The sequence below is a fragment of the Legionella lansingensis genome (assembly GCF_900187355.1).
GTDB classification, from domain to species: Bacteria; Pseudomonadota; Gammaproteobacteria; order Legionellales; family Legionellaceae; genus Tatlockia; species Tatlockia lansingensis.
Genome location: NZ_LT906451.1, coordinates 1,867,350 through 1,883,950 on the forward strand (window position 1 = coordinate 1,867,350; position 16,601 = coordinate 1,883,950).

Consider the following 16,601-nt stretch of genomic DNA (forward strand, 5'->3'; position numbering starts at 1 on the left):
TATATGCGCTTTATAATTGTGGCGATTTACCATGAGCTTATCCCCGTTGAATGTTATTTCCCCTATTGATGGACGTTACCTAAAAAAAACGAGCATCCTAAGTCCTTATTTCAGTGAATTTGCCCTGATTTATTATCGGCTCATGGTTGAAATTCGCTGGCTTGAATCTTTGGCAGCCAATAAAGATATCAAAGAAATTGCACAACTGGACAATAATGCCAAGGTTTACCTGGCAGAAATCCTAGTCAACTTTAATGAAGCAGAGGCTGAAAAAGTCAAAGAGTACGAAAGAAAGACGAATCACGACGTAAAAGCAGTAGAATATTATTTACAGGAAAAACTGGAGCAGTTCGAAAGCTTACGCAAATACACAGCTTTTATTCATTTTGCCTGCACATCAGAAGATATTAATAATTTAGCCTATGCTTTAATGGTTAAAGAAGCGATCGCTCAGGTCATCCAACCTACACTAGCCGAAATTATTGCCAGCATTATGCTACTTGGCAAACAGCATGGCGACATTCCCATGCTTTCACGAACCCATGGTCAACCTGCAACACCCACAACGGTTGGCAAAGAGCTAGTTAACTTTGTAGCTCGCTTAAAGCGTCCGCAGCAACAATTGGCTGAAGTCCTTATACCTGCAAAATGCAATGGTGCTGTGGGAAATTATAATGCGCATATCATTGCTTATCCCGAAGTTGACTGGCGTAAGCATTGTGCAAATTTTGTTAATTCGCTTGGTTTATCTTTCAGTGCTTATACGACACAAATCGAACCTCACGATGGCATCGCTGAGGTCTCGCACATTATGACACGCATCAATAACATCTTGCTGGACTATACACGTGATATTTGGACCTATATTTCACTTAACTACTTTAAGCAAAAAACCGTTGCTGATGAGGTAGGTTCCTCTACTATGCCGCATAAGATAAATCCTATTGATTTTGAAAATGCGGAAGGCAATCTTGGTATAGCTAACGCTCTATTTAATCATTTTGCCAACAAGCTCACGCAATCAAGAATGCAACGGGATCTCTCTGATTCCACTGTCTTGCGCAATTTAGGAGTGGCTTTTGCCTATACTCTAATCGCTTTCCAAGCAATTGCCAAGGGGAATGATAAGTTACAAATTAATGAATCCGCTTTAAAACAGGATTTAGAATCAAACTGGGAAGTTCTAGCAGAAGCGGTGCAAACGGTAATGCGTCGCTATAATATACCTAATGCCTATGAGCAATTAAAAAATTTAACCCGAGGACAAGGGGTTGACGCAGAAAGCTTAAGACATTTCATCAAATCACTTGCCATCCCCGAAGAGGTACAAAAGCAATTACTGGAATTGACCCCTGAAAAATACACTGGTTTGGCAGCACAACTAGTAAAAGCATTCTCATGACAAATTTATCGCAACAAGGAAAAACATTAGAATTTGATGTCCTGGTTTTGGGTACAGGTCTAGCTGGTCTTAATTATTGCCTGCAATTATTAAAACTCCAACCCAATGTAAAAATTGCCCTTGTTAGCAAAGCAGAGAGTAGCGAATGTAACAGTCGTTACGCACAAGGAGGGATAGCAGCTGCTGTATCACCAAGCGATTCTTTGGAATCTCATATTGCTGATACATTGGATGCAGGCGATGGTTTGTGCTATCAACCCGCGGTTGAATTCATTATTCGTCAAGCGCCGCAAGCCATCCAGGATTTATTAACCTATGCTGTCCCTTTTACTAAAGGGGAAAATGGTGAATTCACTCTTGCGCAAGAGGGTGGTCACTCTCACCGACGAATTTTCAATATCGGTGATCAAACGGGTCTAACTGTCACCGAAGCACTATTGCATGCAGCGAAAGCATACCCACAAATTCATTTTTTTGAGCATCATATCGCGGTGAATTTAATTACTCACTACCATCCTCACCGAACAGATATCCAGGGAGAAGTTCTGGGTGCTTATATTTTAGATTGTCATGAAAACCGCATCCATAGCTTCCTAAGTCGCTGTGTTATTCTTGCCACCGGCGGGGCAGGTAAAACGTATCGGTATACGACTAATCCCATGGTCGCCACTGGTGATGGCGTTGCCATGGCTTACCGGGCAGGAGCTCGGGTTGGAAATATGGAATTTTACCAATTCCACCCTACGCTGTTACATCACCATAGTTTAAACAATTTCTTAATCTCAGAAGCTGTACGCGGCGAAGGTGGTTTATTAAAGACTCCTGAGACCGGAGAGCGTTTTATGCAACGCTATGCACCGGAACAAATGGAATTAGCGACCCGCGACGTGGTTGCACGTTCTATTTTCAGTGAAATTGAGCAAAACCAAAATGGTTTTGTTTACCTAGATATTACTCATCAACCGAAATCATTCCTAAAAAAACGTTTCCCACAAATTTATAAAACCTTGATGAGCGTTGGCATTGACATGAGTCAGGATATGATTCCCGTTGTTCCTGCTGCCCATTATCAATGTGGAGGGGTATTGACAGATGTAGATGGGCGCACTGATCTAAAACGACTTTACGCCATCGGTGAAGTAGCCTTTACCGGCTTACACGGGGCAAATCGGTTGGCAAGTAATTCCTTGCTAGAAGCGCTCGTGATGGCGGGTAATGCTGCGCGTTGCAGCTTAAAAGATCTGACAACCTCTTACAAAATAGACAATATTCCCATTTGGAATTCACCAGGGGAAGTTAATTCTCGTAGAGCAAGCCAAATCAATGCGCACTGGCGCGGTTTACGAGGCGAAATGACCTCTTATGCTGGCATCGTTCGTACGGAAGCCGGATTGCAAGATCTACTACAATTAATTATGAAGCGGAAAAAAATCATCGAGGAATATTATTGGAAGCACTGTATTACGCGTGATTTTATTGAACTGCGTAATATTGTTTTGAATGCAGAACTCATTGTTAGAGCAGCTTTATCGAGAAGAGAATCCCGTGGGGGGCATTATCGTGAGGATTTCCCCTATAAAAGTGCACGAGCAGAAGAAAGTATTGCCAGATTAACCTCACCGCAAAATCCATTTGTTTAATTGAGGTACCCCGGATGTTTGAAAGCCATTTTAATTATCAGCCCGAAAAGACACTCATGCACGTCCGTAGTGACATGACGATTTGTCAAACTGATTACCCGTTAGACTGGTACCAAGACGATTTTATTCCTTATGCAGAAGAATATTTGGCCTTGCCTGACCGTAAACTAACGACAGTTCTTGCATGGATGACGCCTTACATAAAAAAAGCCCAAGCTCATTTTGGCGACAAATTACTCTTGCTTGCTCATTATTATATGGGTGGTGATATTGTCAGACTGGTCGAACAATTTGGCGGCAAAATTGGGGATTCTTACCAATTGGCTCTAATGGCTGCTAATCATCCTGAGAAATCCGTGATCATTGAATCCGCGGTGCATTTTATGGCTGAATCCATTTCTATCCTCGCGAACAAACAGCAACATGTTTATATTACCAACCCCAAATCAGGATGCACCATGGAGATGTTGGCAAAGGATTTCATGGTAGAACCTGCTTTTCTGGATCTAAATGAACGGTATGGTTCTGAGGCCATTTTGCCTGTGTGTTATATGAATACCTCTGGGCGCGTAAAAGCCATGACAGGCGCTCAGGGAGGTGCCGTATGTACCAGCTCAAACGTTAAAAAAATTTTTGAGTGGGCAAGGAAACAACATAAAAAAATTTTATTTATTCCTGATCGTCACATGGGTGAAAATATTGCCTATTGGCTAGGCATCAAGGATCTCGCCTACTGGCCTGGCGGGACTGCTGGAGCGCAGTATTCCTTAGAAGCACAAGATGCCAATACGCTTGCTCAATTTGATAAAGCAGAATTAATCTTATTTGCCAGTGAATGTGCAGTACATAGCCATTATCAACCGGAAATGTGTGAATATTGGCACAACCAAGGTTATACAACGGTGGTACACCCTGAATGCCGCAATGAAGTGATTCGTGTTGCACAACATGCTGGTTCCACTGCATTTATCTGGGATTATGTCGTTAATGACAGAGCGCAAAGTAAGCATTATGCGATTGGCACAGAGAATCATATGGTTGAGAACTTAAAGCAGCATTGTAAAAAACTCGGAATAGAAGTGGTCAATCTCGCCGAAGCACCTAAAAAAGATCATGAGAAAGGTATCGGTTGTGGCTGTGCCACCATGTCTCGCAATGATCCACCCCATCTTGTAGCCTTGGTTGACCTATTAAGACAAGGAAAACCCATGACCTATAATGAGGTCAAAGCAGGTGATTTAGTGAATGAATTTACAGGTCTTAGGCAACGGCTTGATGAAAACGAGCAGCAATGGGTTATTGATAATGCTAAAAAAGCACTTGAAATGATGATCAATATCACCGAAGATCGTCTATGATCTTCATGCATGAGTAAAGGACTAGCAAATGCCTATAGAAACAGTAAAGAAAGCGCTTAATTCCATTTATGATGTTCCCGTAACCAAAATGGATGGCAGTCAAGCCAACTTAAAACCCTACCGCGGAAAAGTGATGCTCATTGTCAATGTGGCAAGCCGCTGTGGTTTTACCCCTCAATACAAAGAATTGGAGACAATGTACCAGGATTACAAAGATGAAGGCTTTAGTGTTCTTGGCTTCCCATGCAACCAATTTTTGCATCAAGAGCCTGGCACTCCCCAGGAAATTCAAGAGTTCGCCGAAAGTTGTTTCCGCGTGACTTTTCCACTCTTTGCAAAAATTGATGTTAAAGGAGCAAATCAGGCGCCCTTATATAATTACATCCTGAAAAACATCAAGCGCCGACCACTGAAATTCATCCCCTGGAATTTTACCAAAATACTGGTTGATGCACAGGGCAATGTATTGAAACAATATTTACCTATTGCATCGTTTAAAAAGATCCGCAAAGACGTAGAGAAATTATTGGCCACCGCTGAAGTTCATGGGTAAGAGGTTCAAATCATCGGGATGTCCGTTAGCACGGCCATCCAGGACATCTTCGGTTTCCAGCTAAAGTTCCAGAGTTATCCCTCCGACAAAACTATACTGATACACATTAGGATTATTGGTTAACTGACGATAAATCCCTAAATCAATCGCTATATTCGAGTTAATCATATAAAGAAGGCCACAATCTAAAATGACCGTACCCTTCTCACCAGGACCCGTTCTGGAATCCCCAAACATTTCGCCATAAAAGTTGAGACTACTTGTGGCTGCATAAGTTATTTCTACATCAGGAGTATAAACGGTATAGCGTTCCCCTCCCAAACTTGTAGGATCCGTGTATGAGCCTCCTTCTAGCATTGCCGTGACGCTCCATTGATCATTAAGGTTATAATTAATCATACCACTCAAGGCAACGCCTAAACCTCTACTACCGAATCCTGAGCTACCTCCTGGGAAAATCAATAGACCATTTACTGCTGTCGCCCATTGCTGGGTATAACCAAGCTGATGTTTAAAATCCATGCTCAATGAAGTATATCCTGAGAAAGGAGCGAGGTTAGTGCGATTATAATTAGGTGCTGTTAAATCTATTTCCGAATTGCCTGGCAAACCCAAACTGAATTCGAGTTGCGGATAATCCTGTAGCCAGCCATTAGGCTTTAATGTCTGACGCTCCCAACCCCCTGCCAGTAAGGCTCGTTTAAATGGAACAACACAGGCATTATTGATATTACCACCTCGCTGAGTGATATTGAGAATCTCAGAAGGACCAAGACAGGGATTATCTTCTTGCGCAAAAACGTTAGCCGAAGGACATGAGATTATAATTAAAGGAATCAGGAAATTTCTACTCAGTATAGTCAGCATGCAGCCTTATCTCCCCGAGTTAAGCTTTTTACTAAAGAGGCCAAGAGGTGTTCAGCTGGCAACACTAAATTGGCAATCACTAAGGGATTGAGTGCAAACATAACCGCCATAAATTTCAATCCAATTGTAATCGGTACGAGCTGGAATTTTTACTGGAACAGGCCACCAAATGGAATATATCCCTACTGAATTTTCATAGCTACAAACGACACCTCGCCCCGTGCCAGCCACAACAATATTACTACGCACAAAGCGCGTATTTTTATCTCCCTGTGGTCGATGAGCAGAATATGGATTGAGAACCCATGGTTCAGGAATGACACCCCACTTAAGCGAAGTTGTATTGGGATCTGGACAGGTTGATATTTGCGCTTTACTTGATAAGCTAACGAAAAAGAAACTAAGTAAACAGAAAGCCAAAATAATTTGTTTCATGATCTATCCCAACTTAAGTCCAGAAAGTATCTTTTCATAGTTTATCTAAAAACGCTTTACTCACAACAAATAATTTTATCCTTCCCATTGTATCGCTTCGTTTCTTTGTTATAATGGCCGCCTATGCCGGGGTGGCGGAATTGGTAGACGCGCCGGATTCAAAATCCGGTGGTGGTGACACCGTGTGGGTTCGAGTCCCACCCTCGGTACCAAAAAGGATTTATCATGGTGAGTGATCACAATCTTTCTCTGCTAATTCAGCACAATCTTAAAGTATTTCCAGATACGCACACCTACTTATTGAGAGACTTGCGCGATCATTGGGCTACGACTAAGCCTTTGGCAGGTATCAAACTACTTCACAATATTCCTGTGACCTATGAAACATTAGTAAAACTGGAATCTTTATTGGCCGCCGGGGCAGAGTTAACGGTAGTACACCCCAAATTTCTTGAGACTCCCCCTGCAGAAGAGATTATAGGTACCTTAGCTAATATAGGTGTGCATTATGTAAAGCTACATCAAGATGTTGAAGGGGAATTTGACATTGCTTTAGATTGTTGCGCAGAAGTTCCTAATATGCCTAAGGTTAAGGTTCGTAAAGGGATTGCGGAATTAACTCAAAGTGGTGGCGAGCAATATCGCCAAATGAACACCCCCTTTCCTGTAATTAATATTGATGAGTCTAATCTAAAAAAATTAGAGGGTATGTACGGGACAGGTGAAGCCTTCACCAGAGCAATTAAAGAAAGAACAGAGCAATCGATAAAAAATTTGCGCTTTATGGTCTTTGGTTTCGGTAAGGTAGGTCGAGGCATTGTAAAATATTTGCTGAAAGAAACTCCGCATATTACTGTTGTTGAGCAGTCTCCCTATCAATTACAGAAAGCTAGGGAACTAGGGGTTGAAGCATTAGACATTGCTCATCTTGAGGAAGTTAAACGTCGCGCAAAGGAAATGTTTTGCCTTGTCACAGCAACCGGACAACCTCAACTATTATCAAAGTATTTAAGCCCAGAAGATTGTCCGCAAGCCATCATTGCTAACATGGGGGCTAGTGATGAAATTGGTCTTAAGTTCAATCACAAAAAAATCCTATGTTCGCACATGCCAATTAATTTCTCTCTAAAGCACCCTACTCTGCTTCACTTCATTGATCCAGTTTTCTATGCTCATAATCTAACAGCACAACTGTTATTGGAAAACAATTATGCAGCTGGGTACCATCCTTTCCCCAGCTATTTAGATGAATTAATCATCAGGTTATGGAATACGTATAATCCGATGGATATCAGTGATATTTTTAATGCACCACCCTCACCTCTGTAGGTGAGAACTCGACTTCATTGGTGGTGTTGACTTGTTCTTTTATCAGAATTAAGAAAGGAACAAAACCTAAGGCAAGAATAAAAGCTAATTGATATAAGCCAACCCACCCAAGTGACATTTGCACCATCGCAGCGAAAGGTCCGGAGAAAATCCGAGGTAAACTAGAAATTGCGACCAATAAGGAAAATTGTGTCCCGGTAAATGATCGATTAACGAGACGCATAAATAAAGCCACTAAGGCAGTCGATCCCATGCCCGCAGCAAAGTTATCACAAACCACAGCGATAGCGAACATCGTTAAGTTTTTGCCCACCATAGCCAATAAAACGAACAAAATATTTGTGACTGCCTGCAGCAAACCAAAAGCCATTAGCGAACTGAAAAGTGAATAACGCATCAAAATGAGACCGGCCGCTAAACCGCCTAACAAAATAGAGCTAATGCCTATCATCTTATTGACATAGCCGATGGTATCTAAAGAAAAACCAATTCCTTGAATCAGAAAAGGCATGACGATACCACTTGTTGTGGTGGTAAATGCTTCGCCCAGTTTGTAAAACAAGATGAAAAGTAGCAAAGGAATCACACCACGGCGAGCGAATAAGTCTTTCACTGGCGCAATAAACGATTTCACTAAGCTGGTCTGAGTTATTAGTTGACTAGAAGGCTCCACACTCCACAATGTTGCCAGAATCCCAGGCAACATTAGGAATCCCATGAGTCGATAAGTGAACGCCCAACCTAAATACTTAGCAGTCACCAAAGCTAAGCCACCTGCTATAAGGAGAGCAAGCCGATAGCCAAAGGTCGCCATGGAGGCTCCTAATCCGTGCTCTGCTATAGGCAAGTACTCCACCCGGTGCGCATCGATAGCCATATCTTGTGTGGCCGAAAAACAGGCTAGAGCAAGCGCTAAAAGCGCCATCACTTCCGGTGAGGTTTGCGGTGAAAACCATGCTAGTACGTTAAAACCTACTAATAACGCCAGCTGCATTATCAGCATCCAACTTCGTCGCCTGCCTATAGGGAGCAAAGAGTAACGATCTAATAAAGGTCCCCAAAACATGCGATAAGCATAGGGCAAGCTAATTAAACTTAGCATCCCTGTTGCCAACACCGACATACCCGCGTCCGCATACCAAGCTTGCAAAGTTCCGCTGATTAAAGCTAAAGGAAGGCCTGAGGAGAATCCGAGTAAGAAAATGATTAATAAGCGTTTATTCATAGCTAAACGACTCACATTGGAGTTAAACGGGTGTGAGCCCTCGACCGAAATCGAGGGTAGCTACGATTAAGCCTCTGATTTTTTAACAGATATCAGATGAATTTTGAAAATCAACGTTTCGTTTGGACCAATTGGGCCGCCTACGCTTCGAGGACCATAAGCTAAATCGGCAGGAACATATACTTCCCAAGTTGAACCAGCAGGCATTAATTGCAGAGCCTCAGTCCAGCCTGGTATTACTTGAGATACTTTGAACGTTGCTGGTTTACCGGTTCTTTCGGTACTGTCAAAAACTTGGCCGTCAATTAATTTGCCCGTATATTCAACAGTCACAGTATCATTTTTTGTAGGTTTAGCGCCATTTCCTTTTTCAAGGACTTTATATTGCAAACCACTTGGCAGACTAATAACACCATCTTTGTTTTTATTTGCAGTTAAAAAGGCTTCGCCTTTAATCTTGTTTTCTTCAGCCTTTTTAGTGAACTCAGCATTACGTTTTGCCATTAGATCTTTTTGAAATTTATTCAAAACTTCTTTCATTTGCTGCTCTGTGAGTAACAACTGACCACCGCTCATACCATCTTGTAAGCCCTTAGCCATTGCTGAAGGATTAATATCAATCCCTTGCTTTTTAAAATTTTTACCCAAGTCAGCACCGATACTATAAGACAGCTTATCCGTGTCGCTATTTAATGATGTAGCAGATGTTGCGGCTGCGGGTGTAGTAGGCGTTGCTGCGTTTGGTGTGTTGCTTGCAGCAATTGCTGTTGTCATCGCCAAACCCATGACAGCTGCAGCGACCAGTCTCATCTTCATAAACAATTCCCCTTTTGTCTTTGGTCAGAATAGAACTTGCAAAAATGCCCGGTTATTCTGCCTAAATTTAATTGAAATTGCTAGGGTCTGTTGACATTTCATTGAAACTCCTAAAGAAAAATGTAATTTTCGACTAATCTTTTAATATCAGGCTGAGATTTATATTGTGTGTGTATAGATTTCCTTCTAAAATTGATGTTATTTCAACCACAGAGTTCTTGGAATGAGTATTAGCTTATTTGATTTGTTTTCCATAGGAATCGGCCCGTCAAGCTCCCATACGGTGGGACCTATGCTTGCCGCAAATGCTTTTTTGGCTTTGCTTACCCGGGAAGAACAATTCGATAAGACTGCACGCGTTAAAATTGAGCTTTATGGTTCACTGGCTTTAACAGGCAAAGGCCATGGTACAGATAAGGCCATTTTAAATGGGTTGGAAGGCAAGGCGCCAGAAACAGTGGTACCTGAAAGCATGGTCCCGCGGATGCAAGAAATTATTGCTTCCAAAGCGCTTTGTCTTGCTGGACAAAAAACGATCTATTTTGATGAGAGTACCGATTTTTTATTCTTGCAAAAAGAGCTTCTTCCCAAACACAGTAACGGCATGCGTTTTACTGCCTATGGCCAAGAAAATAAACCTTTATTAGCGCAAGTGTATTATTCAATCGGCGGTGGTTTTATCGCGACAGAAGAAGAGTTTGATCAAGCTGCAAGTTCGAACAGTCCCCCACCCTATCCTTTTACAACAGCACGTCAATTACTACAGCACTGTCATGAGCATAAAATGACGATCACTGAATTGATGATGACCAATGAACGAACCTGGCGAACAACAGAAGCTATCCAGGAAGGGATCCTTGCTATTGCCAAAGTCATGGATGATTGTATCGAAAATGGTTGTAAACACCCGGGAAATTTACCTGGCGGATTGAATCTCAAACGCAGAGCACCTGATTTATACAAAAAACTGATTGAGCATAAAGGGGTTCCAAGTGTATTTGAACAATCCGACATTATGAACAAACTCAACTTGTTCGCCATGGCAGTCAATGAAGAGAACGCTGCTGGAGGTCGTATTGTTACGGCACCCACAAATGGCGCTGCAGGCATTATCCCTGCCGTACTTAGATATTGTCAGGAAGCCCATGATCGCTGGAATAAGGAAGATATTTATACTTATTTTCTAACCGCTGCAGCCATTGGCATTCTGTATAAGGAAGGGGCTTCTATTTCTGGAGCTGAGGTCGGTTGTCAAGGTGAGGTTGGAGTGGCTTCTTCTATGGCTGCTGCAGGACTCACCGCCGTCTTGGGAGGCACCGTTGAGCAAATAGAAAATGCAGCCGAAATTGCCATGGAGCACCATCTTGGAATGACTTGCGATCCAGTCATGGGATTGGTTCAAATTCCTTGTATTGAACGTAATGCAATGGGAGCGGTGAAAGCAGTCAATGCTTCACGCATGGCTTTAATCGGCGATGGCCAACATCAAATTTCTCTGGACAAAGTCATTCGCACAATGAAAGACACAGGAAAAGACATGCAAAGCATTTACAAAGAAACATCAATGGGGGGTCTTGCTGTCAATCATCCTGAGTGCTAATTCCTAGAATGATACCTGCTTCAAGATTCAGAAGGTCCTTCGCTTTGCTCAGGATGACAACGCTTCGTCACTTTATCTGCAATTCATAAGCCTTAGTCGCTTCTGATTGAAAAAAATTATCACTGATAGCATATCCGACCACGCATGCCAGTTGATCATTAACATAAACAAGTGGGATGCGATCGCGAAGCCAGGTAGGAATTTGCCATTCCTGGAATAATTTTTTTAACTGCTTGGTCTGGCCTCTAAAAGCAAATGACTCTCCACCCTGACGAAACCGGACTGTAACCTTACTTCCTTGTGGAATTACTAGACCTTCATCACTGGCAATGGCGTATAAATGTCCCAATTGCCCCAAGTCCAAACGCCCTGGGAAAGCGACCCACTCGCTCTGTGCAGGCAGAGTTGGAGTATCCTTTTTAAGTAAATAGAGGTTTTCTTGATAACGTCGAACGCAAATGTCTCCCCAAGTCACCAACGGATTAGCATCGGGCATGGCATAAATCACTTCCGGAATTAAACGATCAAAAGTTAATGTTCCCGGCGCTCTAACGTGGTTGGCTTCGAGCCACACACGTAAGATATTTGCTAATCGTGCTTTGCTTAGGTGCTTTAAATGAGTAATAGCTAACTGTGACGACGCTTCATTAAGTTCAGGGCAGTCCATTTTGGCCAAATCATCCAGATTGTTTTGAGCTTGGCGACAATGTTGGCTGGTTCGTACTAAATTATCCACTACCTTTGGCCAGCGGGCAGCTAATAGTGGAAGGATTTCATGCCGAAGATAATTCCTGGAAAAACCAATATCAAAATTGCTCTCATCGTCAATCCATACAAGTTGATGACGTTTGGCATAACTCAAAAGTGCGGTCCTGCGTTGATGAAGCAGGGGACGTAACAACTGACCTTTGGCAAAATTCTTGGATGATTTCATCGCCGCCAAACCGGCAATTCCTGTGCCACGAACAAGATGTAAAAGCATCGTTTCTGCCTGATCATCAAAGTGATGGGCAAGCAATAGGCAATCATCCTTTTTGAGTAATTTCCTGAAAGCATCGTACCTTGCTTGCCGAGCCGCATCCTCTATATTTGCATCCCGTCTAAACTGAACGGACTTTACTATTAAAGGGAGATTTAACAGGCGACAAAATTGCTGGCAGTGCTCTTCCCATTTTTGAGCGTTGGGGCTAAGCCCATGATTAATATGAATAGCAGTAAGTTTCGAGGCAAATTGCTTTTGTGTGATAAGAGCATGAAGCAGTACAGTGGAATCAAGACCACCACTGTAACCTACAAAGATGTGATTATACCGTTTAAGACTTTGCAGAAAGTCGGTATTTAGCAGTGACTTAGTCACAGGCCCCCATTGCCATGAATTTTTTGTAGCGTTGTTCTAAAAGCTCATCAACAGAAAAGGTTTTCAAAATTCGTAATTCATTAAGCAACGCCTCCTTGAGTCGAGCAGCCATCTCCACTACATTCCTATGGGCTCCACCTAAAGGTTCAGGTATTACAGCGTCAATCAATCCTGATTCAATGATTCTATCAGCAGTAATACCCATAGCTCTTGCTGCTTCGCTAGCTTTAGAAGCATCTTTCCAAAGGATTGAAGCACAACCTTCTGGGGAAATCACTGAATAAATACCATACTGCAACATCAACACCCTATCACCAACCCCAATTGCCAGTGCTCCACCAGAACCTGCTTCTCCGGTGACAGTACAAATCACCAGGGTTCTTAACTTTGCCATTTCCAGCAAATTTCTGGCAATTGCCTCGGATTGGTTTCGTTCTTCAGCACCGATGCCAGGATAAGCACCTGCTGTGTCAATGAAGGTAAAAACAGGTAACTTGAATTTCTCAGCTAATTTCATTAAACGCAAGGCCTTGCGATACTCTTCAGGTCGTGCCATGCCAAAATTACGATAAACCTTTTCCTTCGTGCGCTTTCCTTTTTGATGGCCCAAAACCATAACCGGTTCACCATTGAATCGCGCCAATCCACCGATGATAGCGGGCGCAGAAGAATAATGCCTGTCACCATGCAATTCTTGGAAATCAGTAAAAATGTGCTCAATATAATCTGTGGTCTGAGGACGCAGAGGGTGTCGTGACATCTGTGCAATCTGCCAGGGCTCCAGATTAGAAAAAATATTAGCTGTTAGCTCTTCACACTTGGCTTCAAGACGCGCAATTTCTTCAGTTAAATTGACTTCATTGTCATCACCGACCATGCGCAATGCTTGAATTTTTTGATTTAACTCTTCAATAGGCTGTTCAAAATCCAAAAATTGTCGACTCATTTGTTACTCATTTGGCGGATTTACTTTGATACGCTATGATAACCGCAACTGCCTTTTGATGCCACCCGTTCTAAGTCAGTAATATCAGCTACTCGGAGAAGCCCTTTTCATGTCTTTATTTGAATCGATGCCCATTGATGACTGCCATCTGCAGCTTGCACGCATTGATATCTGGGAGTTCCCATTAGACCTATTACCCGAAACAGCTATTTCTTTGCTTGATGAGAAAGAGCGAGCACAAGCGAATCGATTCTACTTCTCTCATCACCAACGACGCTTTACTGTTGCTCACGCCATGTTACGTGCAATTTTGGCCCGTTACCTTGGAGAAAGTGCCGATGCCTTGGTCATTACATATGGTCCGCATGGCAAACCGCAGGTCAGAAATTCATGCCACTTGGAATTTAATTTAAGCCACTCCGGAGATCTAGCTTTATTAGCCATAGGACAACACTTGCCTTTGGGTATTGATTTGGAATTTTTTTCTGCTCGTCCTTATGAAGGCATAGCAAAATATTTGTTCTCTAAAAATGAAGTTGCTGCTTTTTGTAGCTTACCAAATTACCTCACACCCGTAGCCTTTTTTCACCTTTGGACACAAAAAGAGGCTTTCATTAAAGCATGCGGCTTAGGCCTCTCTTATCCAACTAAAACATTCAGTGTCCCCGTCATAATGCCTCCCACCAATAGCCGTGTTGCGGACAGTCTCCATCAAACCGAATGGCAAATCACCTCCTTCATGCCTAAAGCAGGATGCTGTGCAGCCTTGTGCTTTCATCCGGAGGTTCAACAAATTCGGTACGAGATAGTAAATCCTTTAGCTTTTTTACATACAAAATGACACTCGACCTTCAAGTTTTTATTTCTTAACTTTTCATGACCTCGAATTACCGTGGCTTGACCACGGTATCCATGGTTCATTGAAGATCGCTGGATCCCGTGGTCAAGCCACGGTAATTCGACATTTCATTTGTCAAATTAAAACTCGAAGATCAAGTGACTCCATTTCTCTTTGCTTATGGTACAATCAGCTCTCTTTTAGAACAGTCATCATAACGTTGTGAATCCTTTATGCCTTTCGTTAATCGAACGTTACTAAAAACGATACCTCAAGAACAACTCTATTCACTCCGCTATCGTCCAGATATTTATTTTTACCGGGACGATGCAAACGAATATCAGACCGAATTACGCAGGTTAGCCGAAGCAAAGTATCTTTACACAAACGGCCATGATCTCAAGCCTGTCAGTGTTTTTAGATATGTCTTTGAAACCTTTAAAGGCTGGCTAGGATTTAATAACCACTGCGAACCTTATACAGTGCAGCTGGGGCTCTATAAATATGCTTACTATGGTTATGTTCAAGGTTACTCACTGAAAAATCTAAACGATTTGCGTCATTTTGGCTTGGATCAGACCTTTATTAGCCAAATTACCTCTCCCCGAAACGATGATAACACCAAACAAATTCAAGATAGGCTTACTGCCTTTTATGTTAAAAATGTTCAACACCTCAGAGAAGCAAGCTATCAACAAATTTCCTACAATCATGCTTTTGGCCGCTCCTGGACTGAAGTTGGACTCTGGTCAGAAATCCCTAAAGTGGATCCGCAAAATGAGACGCTTATTGCTGAAACCATAAAGGAGATATTTTACTTAAAACCCACAGTGAACTATGTTGTTTACCAAAGTAGTAAATATGCCTTTACGCTTGCCAGGCAAAATATACAAGAAGCCAAAGCAAGAATGGAAGCCAATTATCTTGTACAAGCTATAAACTATGTTTTTAGTACCACTGATAGCGAAACGTTAGCAAAGGAAGCCCTTGAGCTTGCGCCTGCTATCGCTATGCAAGAGAAACGTTTCTTTATTGAATATTATTTAAGAAAAAAGGAGCTCAGTAACGCATTTGCTCTAATAGACGTTTATGAAAACGTTGAGGAAGCGCGAGATTTTTTATTAAATAATTTTAGTCAAAAGCAAATGTTGGAATACGTAAAGAAAGATTCGCCACTCGCAGTTGCTCTCGCACACTATTATTTCGACGAAGATCTCGAGACCATTCGCTTCGTAGCCAGTATCTATACAGAACTTAAGATTACGTTTCCAGCACAAGCTTTTCGTTTGCTCATTGCTGACAAAAAATATGAAGAAGCCTATCAACTATTTAAAGAAAAGAGAGAGGACGTTTCTTTTAACAAATCAGACCTTATCCTTCTAGCAAATCATTACACTAGCCTCAGCGACACCAAATACAAAGACGCCTTAGCCCTCATCAAGGAAAGAAAATGGGATGAGGCGAATCAACTTTGTTTGGAAAGTATGGAACTCATGAAAAAAGCCACGGAATTAGACTCATCCGCCGATAAGTTAGAAAAATTTTATACACGCAAACGTCATTATGCGCAATTAATCATCGATATTGACATTGATAAACATGACATAGCCGATTGTGAGATTGTAGAAATCACCAAAGCCATCAATTTGCTTTCTCAATGTGATCCTAAGAATAAGCAGGAGAAAAAAATGCTTTCCCTGGCAATAGCCAAAGGACGAATGCGTCAGATAGACCATCTCGTGTATACGATTTCACCCTCCTCTTATGATGCTGAATATAAATTGAAGGAACACAACGAGAAACATACGGACACGATTAGGACAACAATTAACCTCCTTAATCAATTGGTTGAATCGCTAGCAGGAACAGACGACAAAGAGCTGAAGTTAATTTTAGGTAAAGCCTATTTCCTCTTAGGAGATATCAACTTTTTCTTCTTCTCATCCGGTTACCACGATCATTTCAAGGCCGCGATGAAAACAGTTCCTGACAATCCTTTTTACGTACTACGTTGTAGTGAAGTATTTGAGGCCAAAAGGAACAAATTACAGGAGAAAGGGATCCCGCTTTTAAAAAAATTAGGTTATGAGACCATGCATTTTCTCCGCTGGGATGAAGAACGCTGGCATAAAGATAAAAATCCAGCTGCAACACCGATTAAAGATATCCACTTCCCACAAAAAGTAAAACAAGAGAACAGTAGCGTCTGGAATTTACTCTGGAAGAGTTAAGTCA

The 16,601-nt window shown here is 42.0% G+C and carries 14 protein-coding genes and 1 tRNA gene; 9 read left to right on the top strand and 6 right to left on the bottom strand.

Annotation, left to right across the window (positions count from 1 at the left end):
• Window positions 1-31 precede the first annotated feature (31 nt).
• From purB to CKV79_RS08505, 4 genes are read left to right on the top strand one after another with little or no spacing between them, the layout of a single operon-like run.
• The gene (gene purB / locus CKV79_RS08490) at window positions 32-1,402 is read left to right on the top strand and encodes an adenylosuccinate lyase (protein ID WP_028373079.1); all 1,371 of its coding nucleotides are present in this window, start codon (window positions 32-34) and stop codon (window positions 1,400-1,402) included.
• The gene (gene nadB / locus CKV79_RS08495; RefSeq protein ID WP_028373078.1) at window positions 1,399-3,042 is read left to right on the top strand and encodes an L-aspartate oxidase; all 1,644 of its coding nucleotides are present in this window, start codon (window positions 1,399-1,401) and stop codon (window positions 3,040-3,042) included. The genes purB and nadB overlap by 4 nt, the downstream gene beginning before the upstream one ends.
• A gap of 14 nt (window positions 3,043-3,056) precedes the next feature.
• Entirely contained in the window at window positions 3,057-4,400 is a 1,344-nt protein-coding gene (gene nadA / locus CKV79_RS08500) for a quinolinate synthase NadA (RefSeq protein ID WP_028373077.1), read from the top strand.
• A 28-nt stretch (window positions 4,401-4,428) separates the two neighbouring features.
• Complete coding sequence (locus CKV79_RS08505) at window positions 4,429-4,953, top strand: glutathione peroxidase (RefSeq protein WP_051546144.1); 525 nt, start codon at window positions 4,429-4,431, stop codon at window positions 4,951-4,953.
• Between the two features lie 60 nt (window positions 4,954-5,013).
• On the opposite strand, the gene CKV79_RS08510 is transcribed toward CKV79_RS08505, so the two are convergent.
• On the bottom strand, window positions 5,014-5,820 hold the full coding sequence (locus tag CKV79_RS08510; protein ID WP_028373075.1) for a transporter: 807 nt from the start codon (window positions 5,818-5,820) through the stop codon (window positions 5,014-5,016).
• A 51-nt stretch (window positions 5,821-5,871) separates the two neighbouring features.
• Window positions 5,872-6,255 carry a DUF3757 domain-containing protein gene (locus tag CKV79_RS08515; RefSeq protein WP_028373074.1) on the bottom strand — a complete coding sequence of 128 codons (384 nt, stop codon included), beginning with the start codon at window positions 6,253-6,255 and terminating at the stop codon, window positions 5,872-5,874.
• Between the two features lie 125 nt (window positions 6,256-6,380).
• On the opposite strand from CKV79_RS08515, the gene CKV79_RS08520 reads away from it, so the two are divergent.
• Window positions 6,381-6,467 (top strand) — tRNA-Leu (locus CKV79_RS08520).
• 13 nt (window positions 6,468-6,480) lie between these two features.
• The gene (locus tag CKV79_RS08525) at window positions 6,481-7,584 is read left to right on the top strand and encodes an NAD(P)-dependent oxidoreductase (protein WP_028373073.1); all 1,104 of its coding nucleotides are present in this window, start codon (window positions 6,481-6,483) and stop codon (window positions 7,582-7,584) included.
• On the opposite strand, the gene CKV79_RS08530 is transcribed toward CKV79_RS08525, so the two are convergent.
• Together CKV79_RS08530 and CKV79_RS08535 are read right to left on the bottom strand one after the other, a co-directional pair.
• Window positions 7,559-8,809, bottom strand: a complete 1,251-nt coding sequence (locus CKV79_RS08530) for an AmpG family muropeptide MFS transporter (protein ID WP_028373072.1) — start codon at window positions 8,807-8,809, stop codon at window positions 7,559-7,561. The two genes, CKV79_RS08525 and CKV79_RS08530, sit on opposite strands and share 26 nt — an antisense overlap.
• Before the next feature lie 66 nt (window positions 8,810-8,875).
• The gene (locus tag CKV79_RS08535) at window positions 8,876-9,625 is read right to left on the bottom strand and encodes an FKBP-type peptidyl-prolyl cis-trans isomerase N-terminal domain-containing protein (protein ID WP_028373071.1); all 750 of its coding nucleotides are present in this window, start codon (window positions 9,623-9,625) and stop codon (window positions 8,876-8,878) included.
• A gap of 223 nt (window positions 9,626-9,848) precedes the next feature.
• Between CKV79_RS08535 and CKV79_RS08540 the strand changes: the two genes are divergently transcribed.
• Window positions 9,849-11,225: an L-serine ammonia-lyase gene (locus CKV79_RS08540; protein WP_028373070.1), complete on the top strand. Its 1,377-nt coding sequence runs from the start codon at window positions 9,849-9,851 to the stop codon at window positions 11,223-11,225.
• 67 nt (window positions 11,226-11,292) lie between these two features.
• Here the strand turns inward: CKV79_RS08540 and tilS are convergent, their stop codons facing one another.
• On the bottom strand, window positions 11,293-12,582 hold the full coding sequence (gene tilS, locus CKV79_RS08545) for a tRNA lysidine(34) synthetase TilS (RefSeq protein WP_028373069.1): 1,290 nt from the start codon (window positions 12,580-12,582) through the stop codon (window positions 11,293-11,295).
• Window positions 12,575-13,528: an acetyl-CoA carboxylase carboxyltransferase subunit alpha gene (locus tag CKV79_RS08550; protein ID WP_028373068.1), complete on the bottom strand. Its 954-nt coding sequence runs from the start codon at window positions 13,526-13,528 to the stop codon at window positions 12,575-12,577. Before CKV79_RS08550 ends, tilS begins: the two co-directional genes overlap by 8 nt.
• Before the next feature lie 109 nt (window positions 13,529-13,637).
• Between CKV79_RS08550 and CKV79_RS08555 the strand changes: the two genes are divergently transcribed.
• Window positions 13,638-14,369: a 4'-phosphopantetheinyl transferase family protein gene (locus CKV79_RS08555; RefSeq protein WP_028373067.1), complete on the top strand. Its 732-nt coding sequence runs from the start codon at window positions 13,638-13,640 to the stop codon at window positions 14,367-14,369.
• A 230-nt stretch (window positions 14,370-14,599) separates the two neighbouring features.
• The gene (locus tag CKV79_RS08560) at window positions 14,600-16,597 is read left to right on the top strand and encodes a hypothetical protein (RefSeq protein WP_028373066.1); all 1,998 of its coding nucleotides are present in this window, start codon (window positions 14,600-14,602) and stop codon (window positions 16,595-16,597) included.
• Window positions 16,598-16,601: the final 4 nt, after the last annotated feature.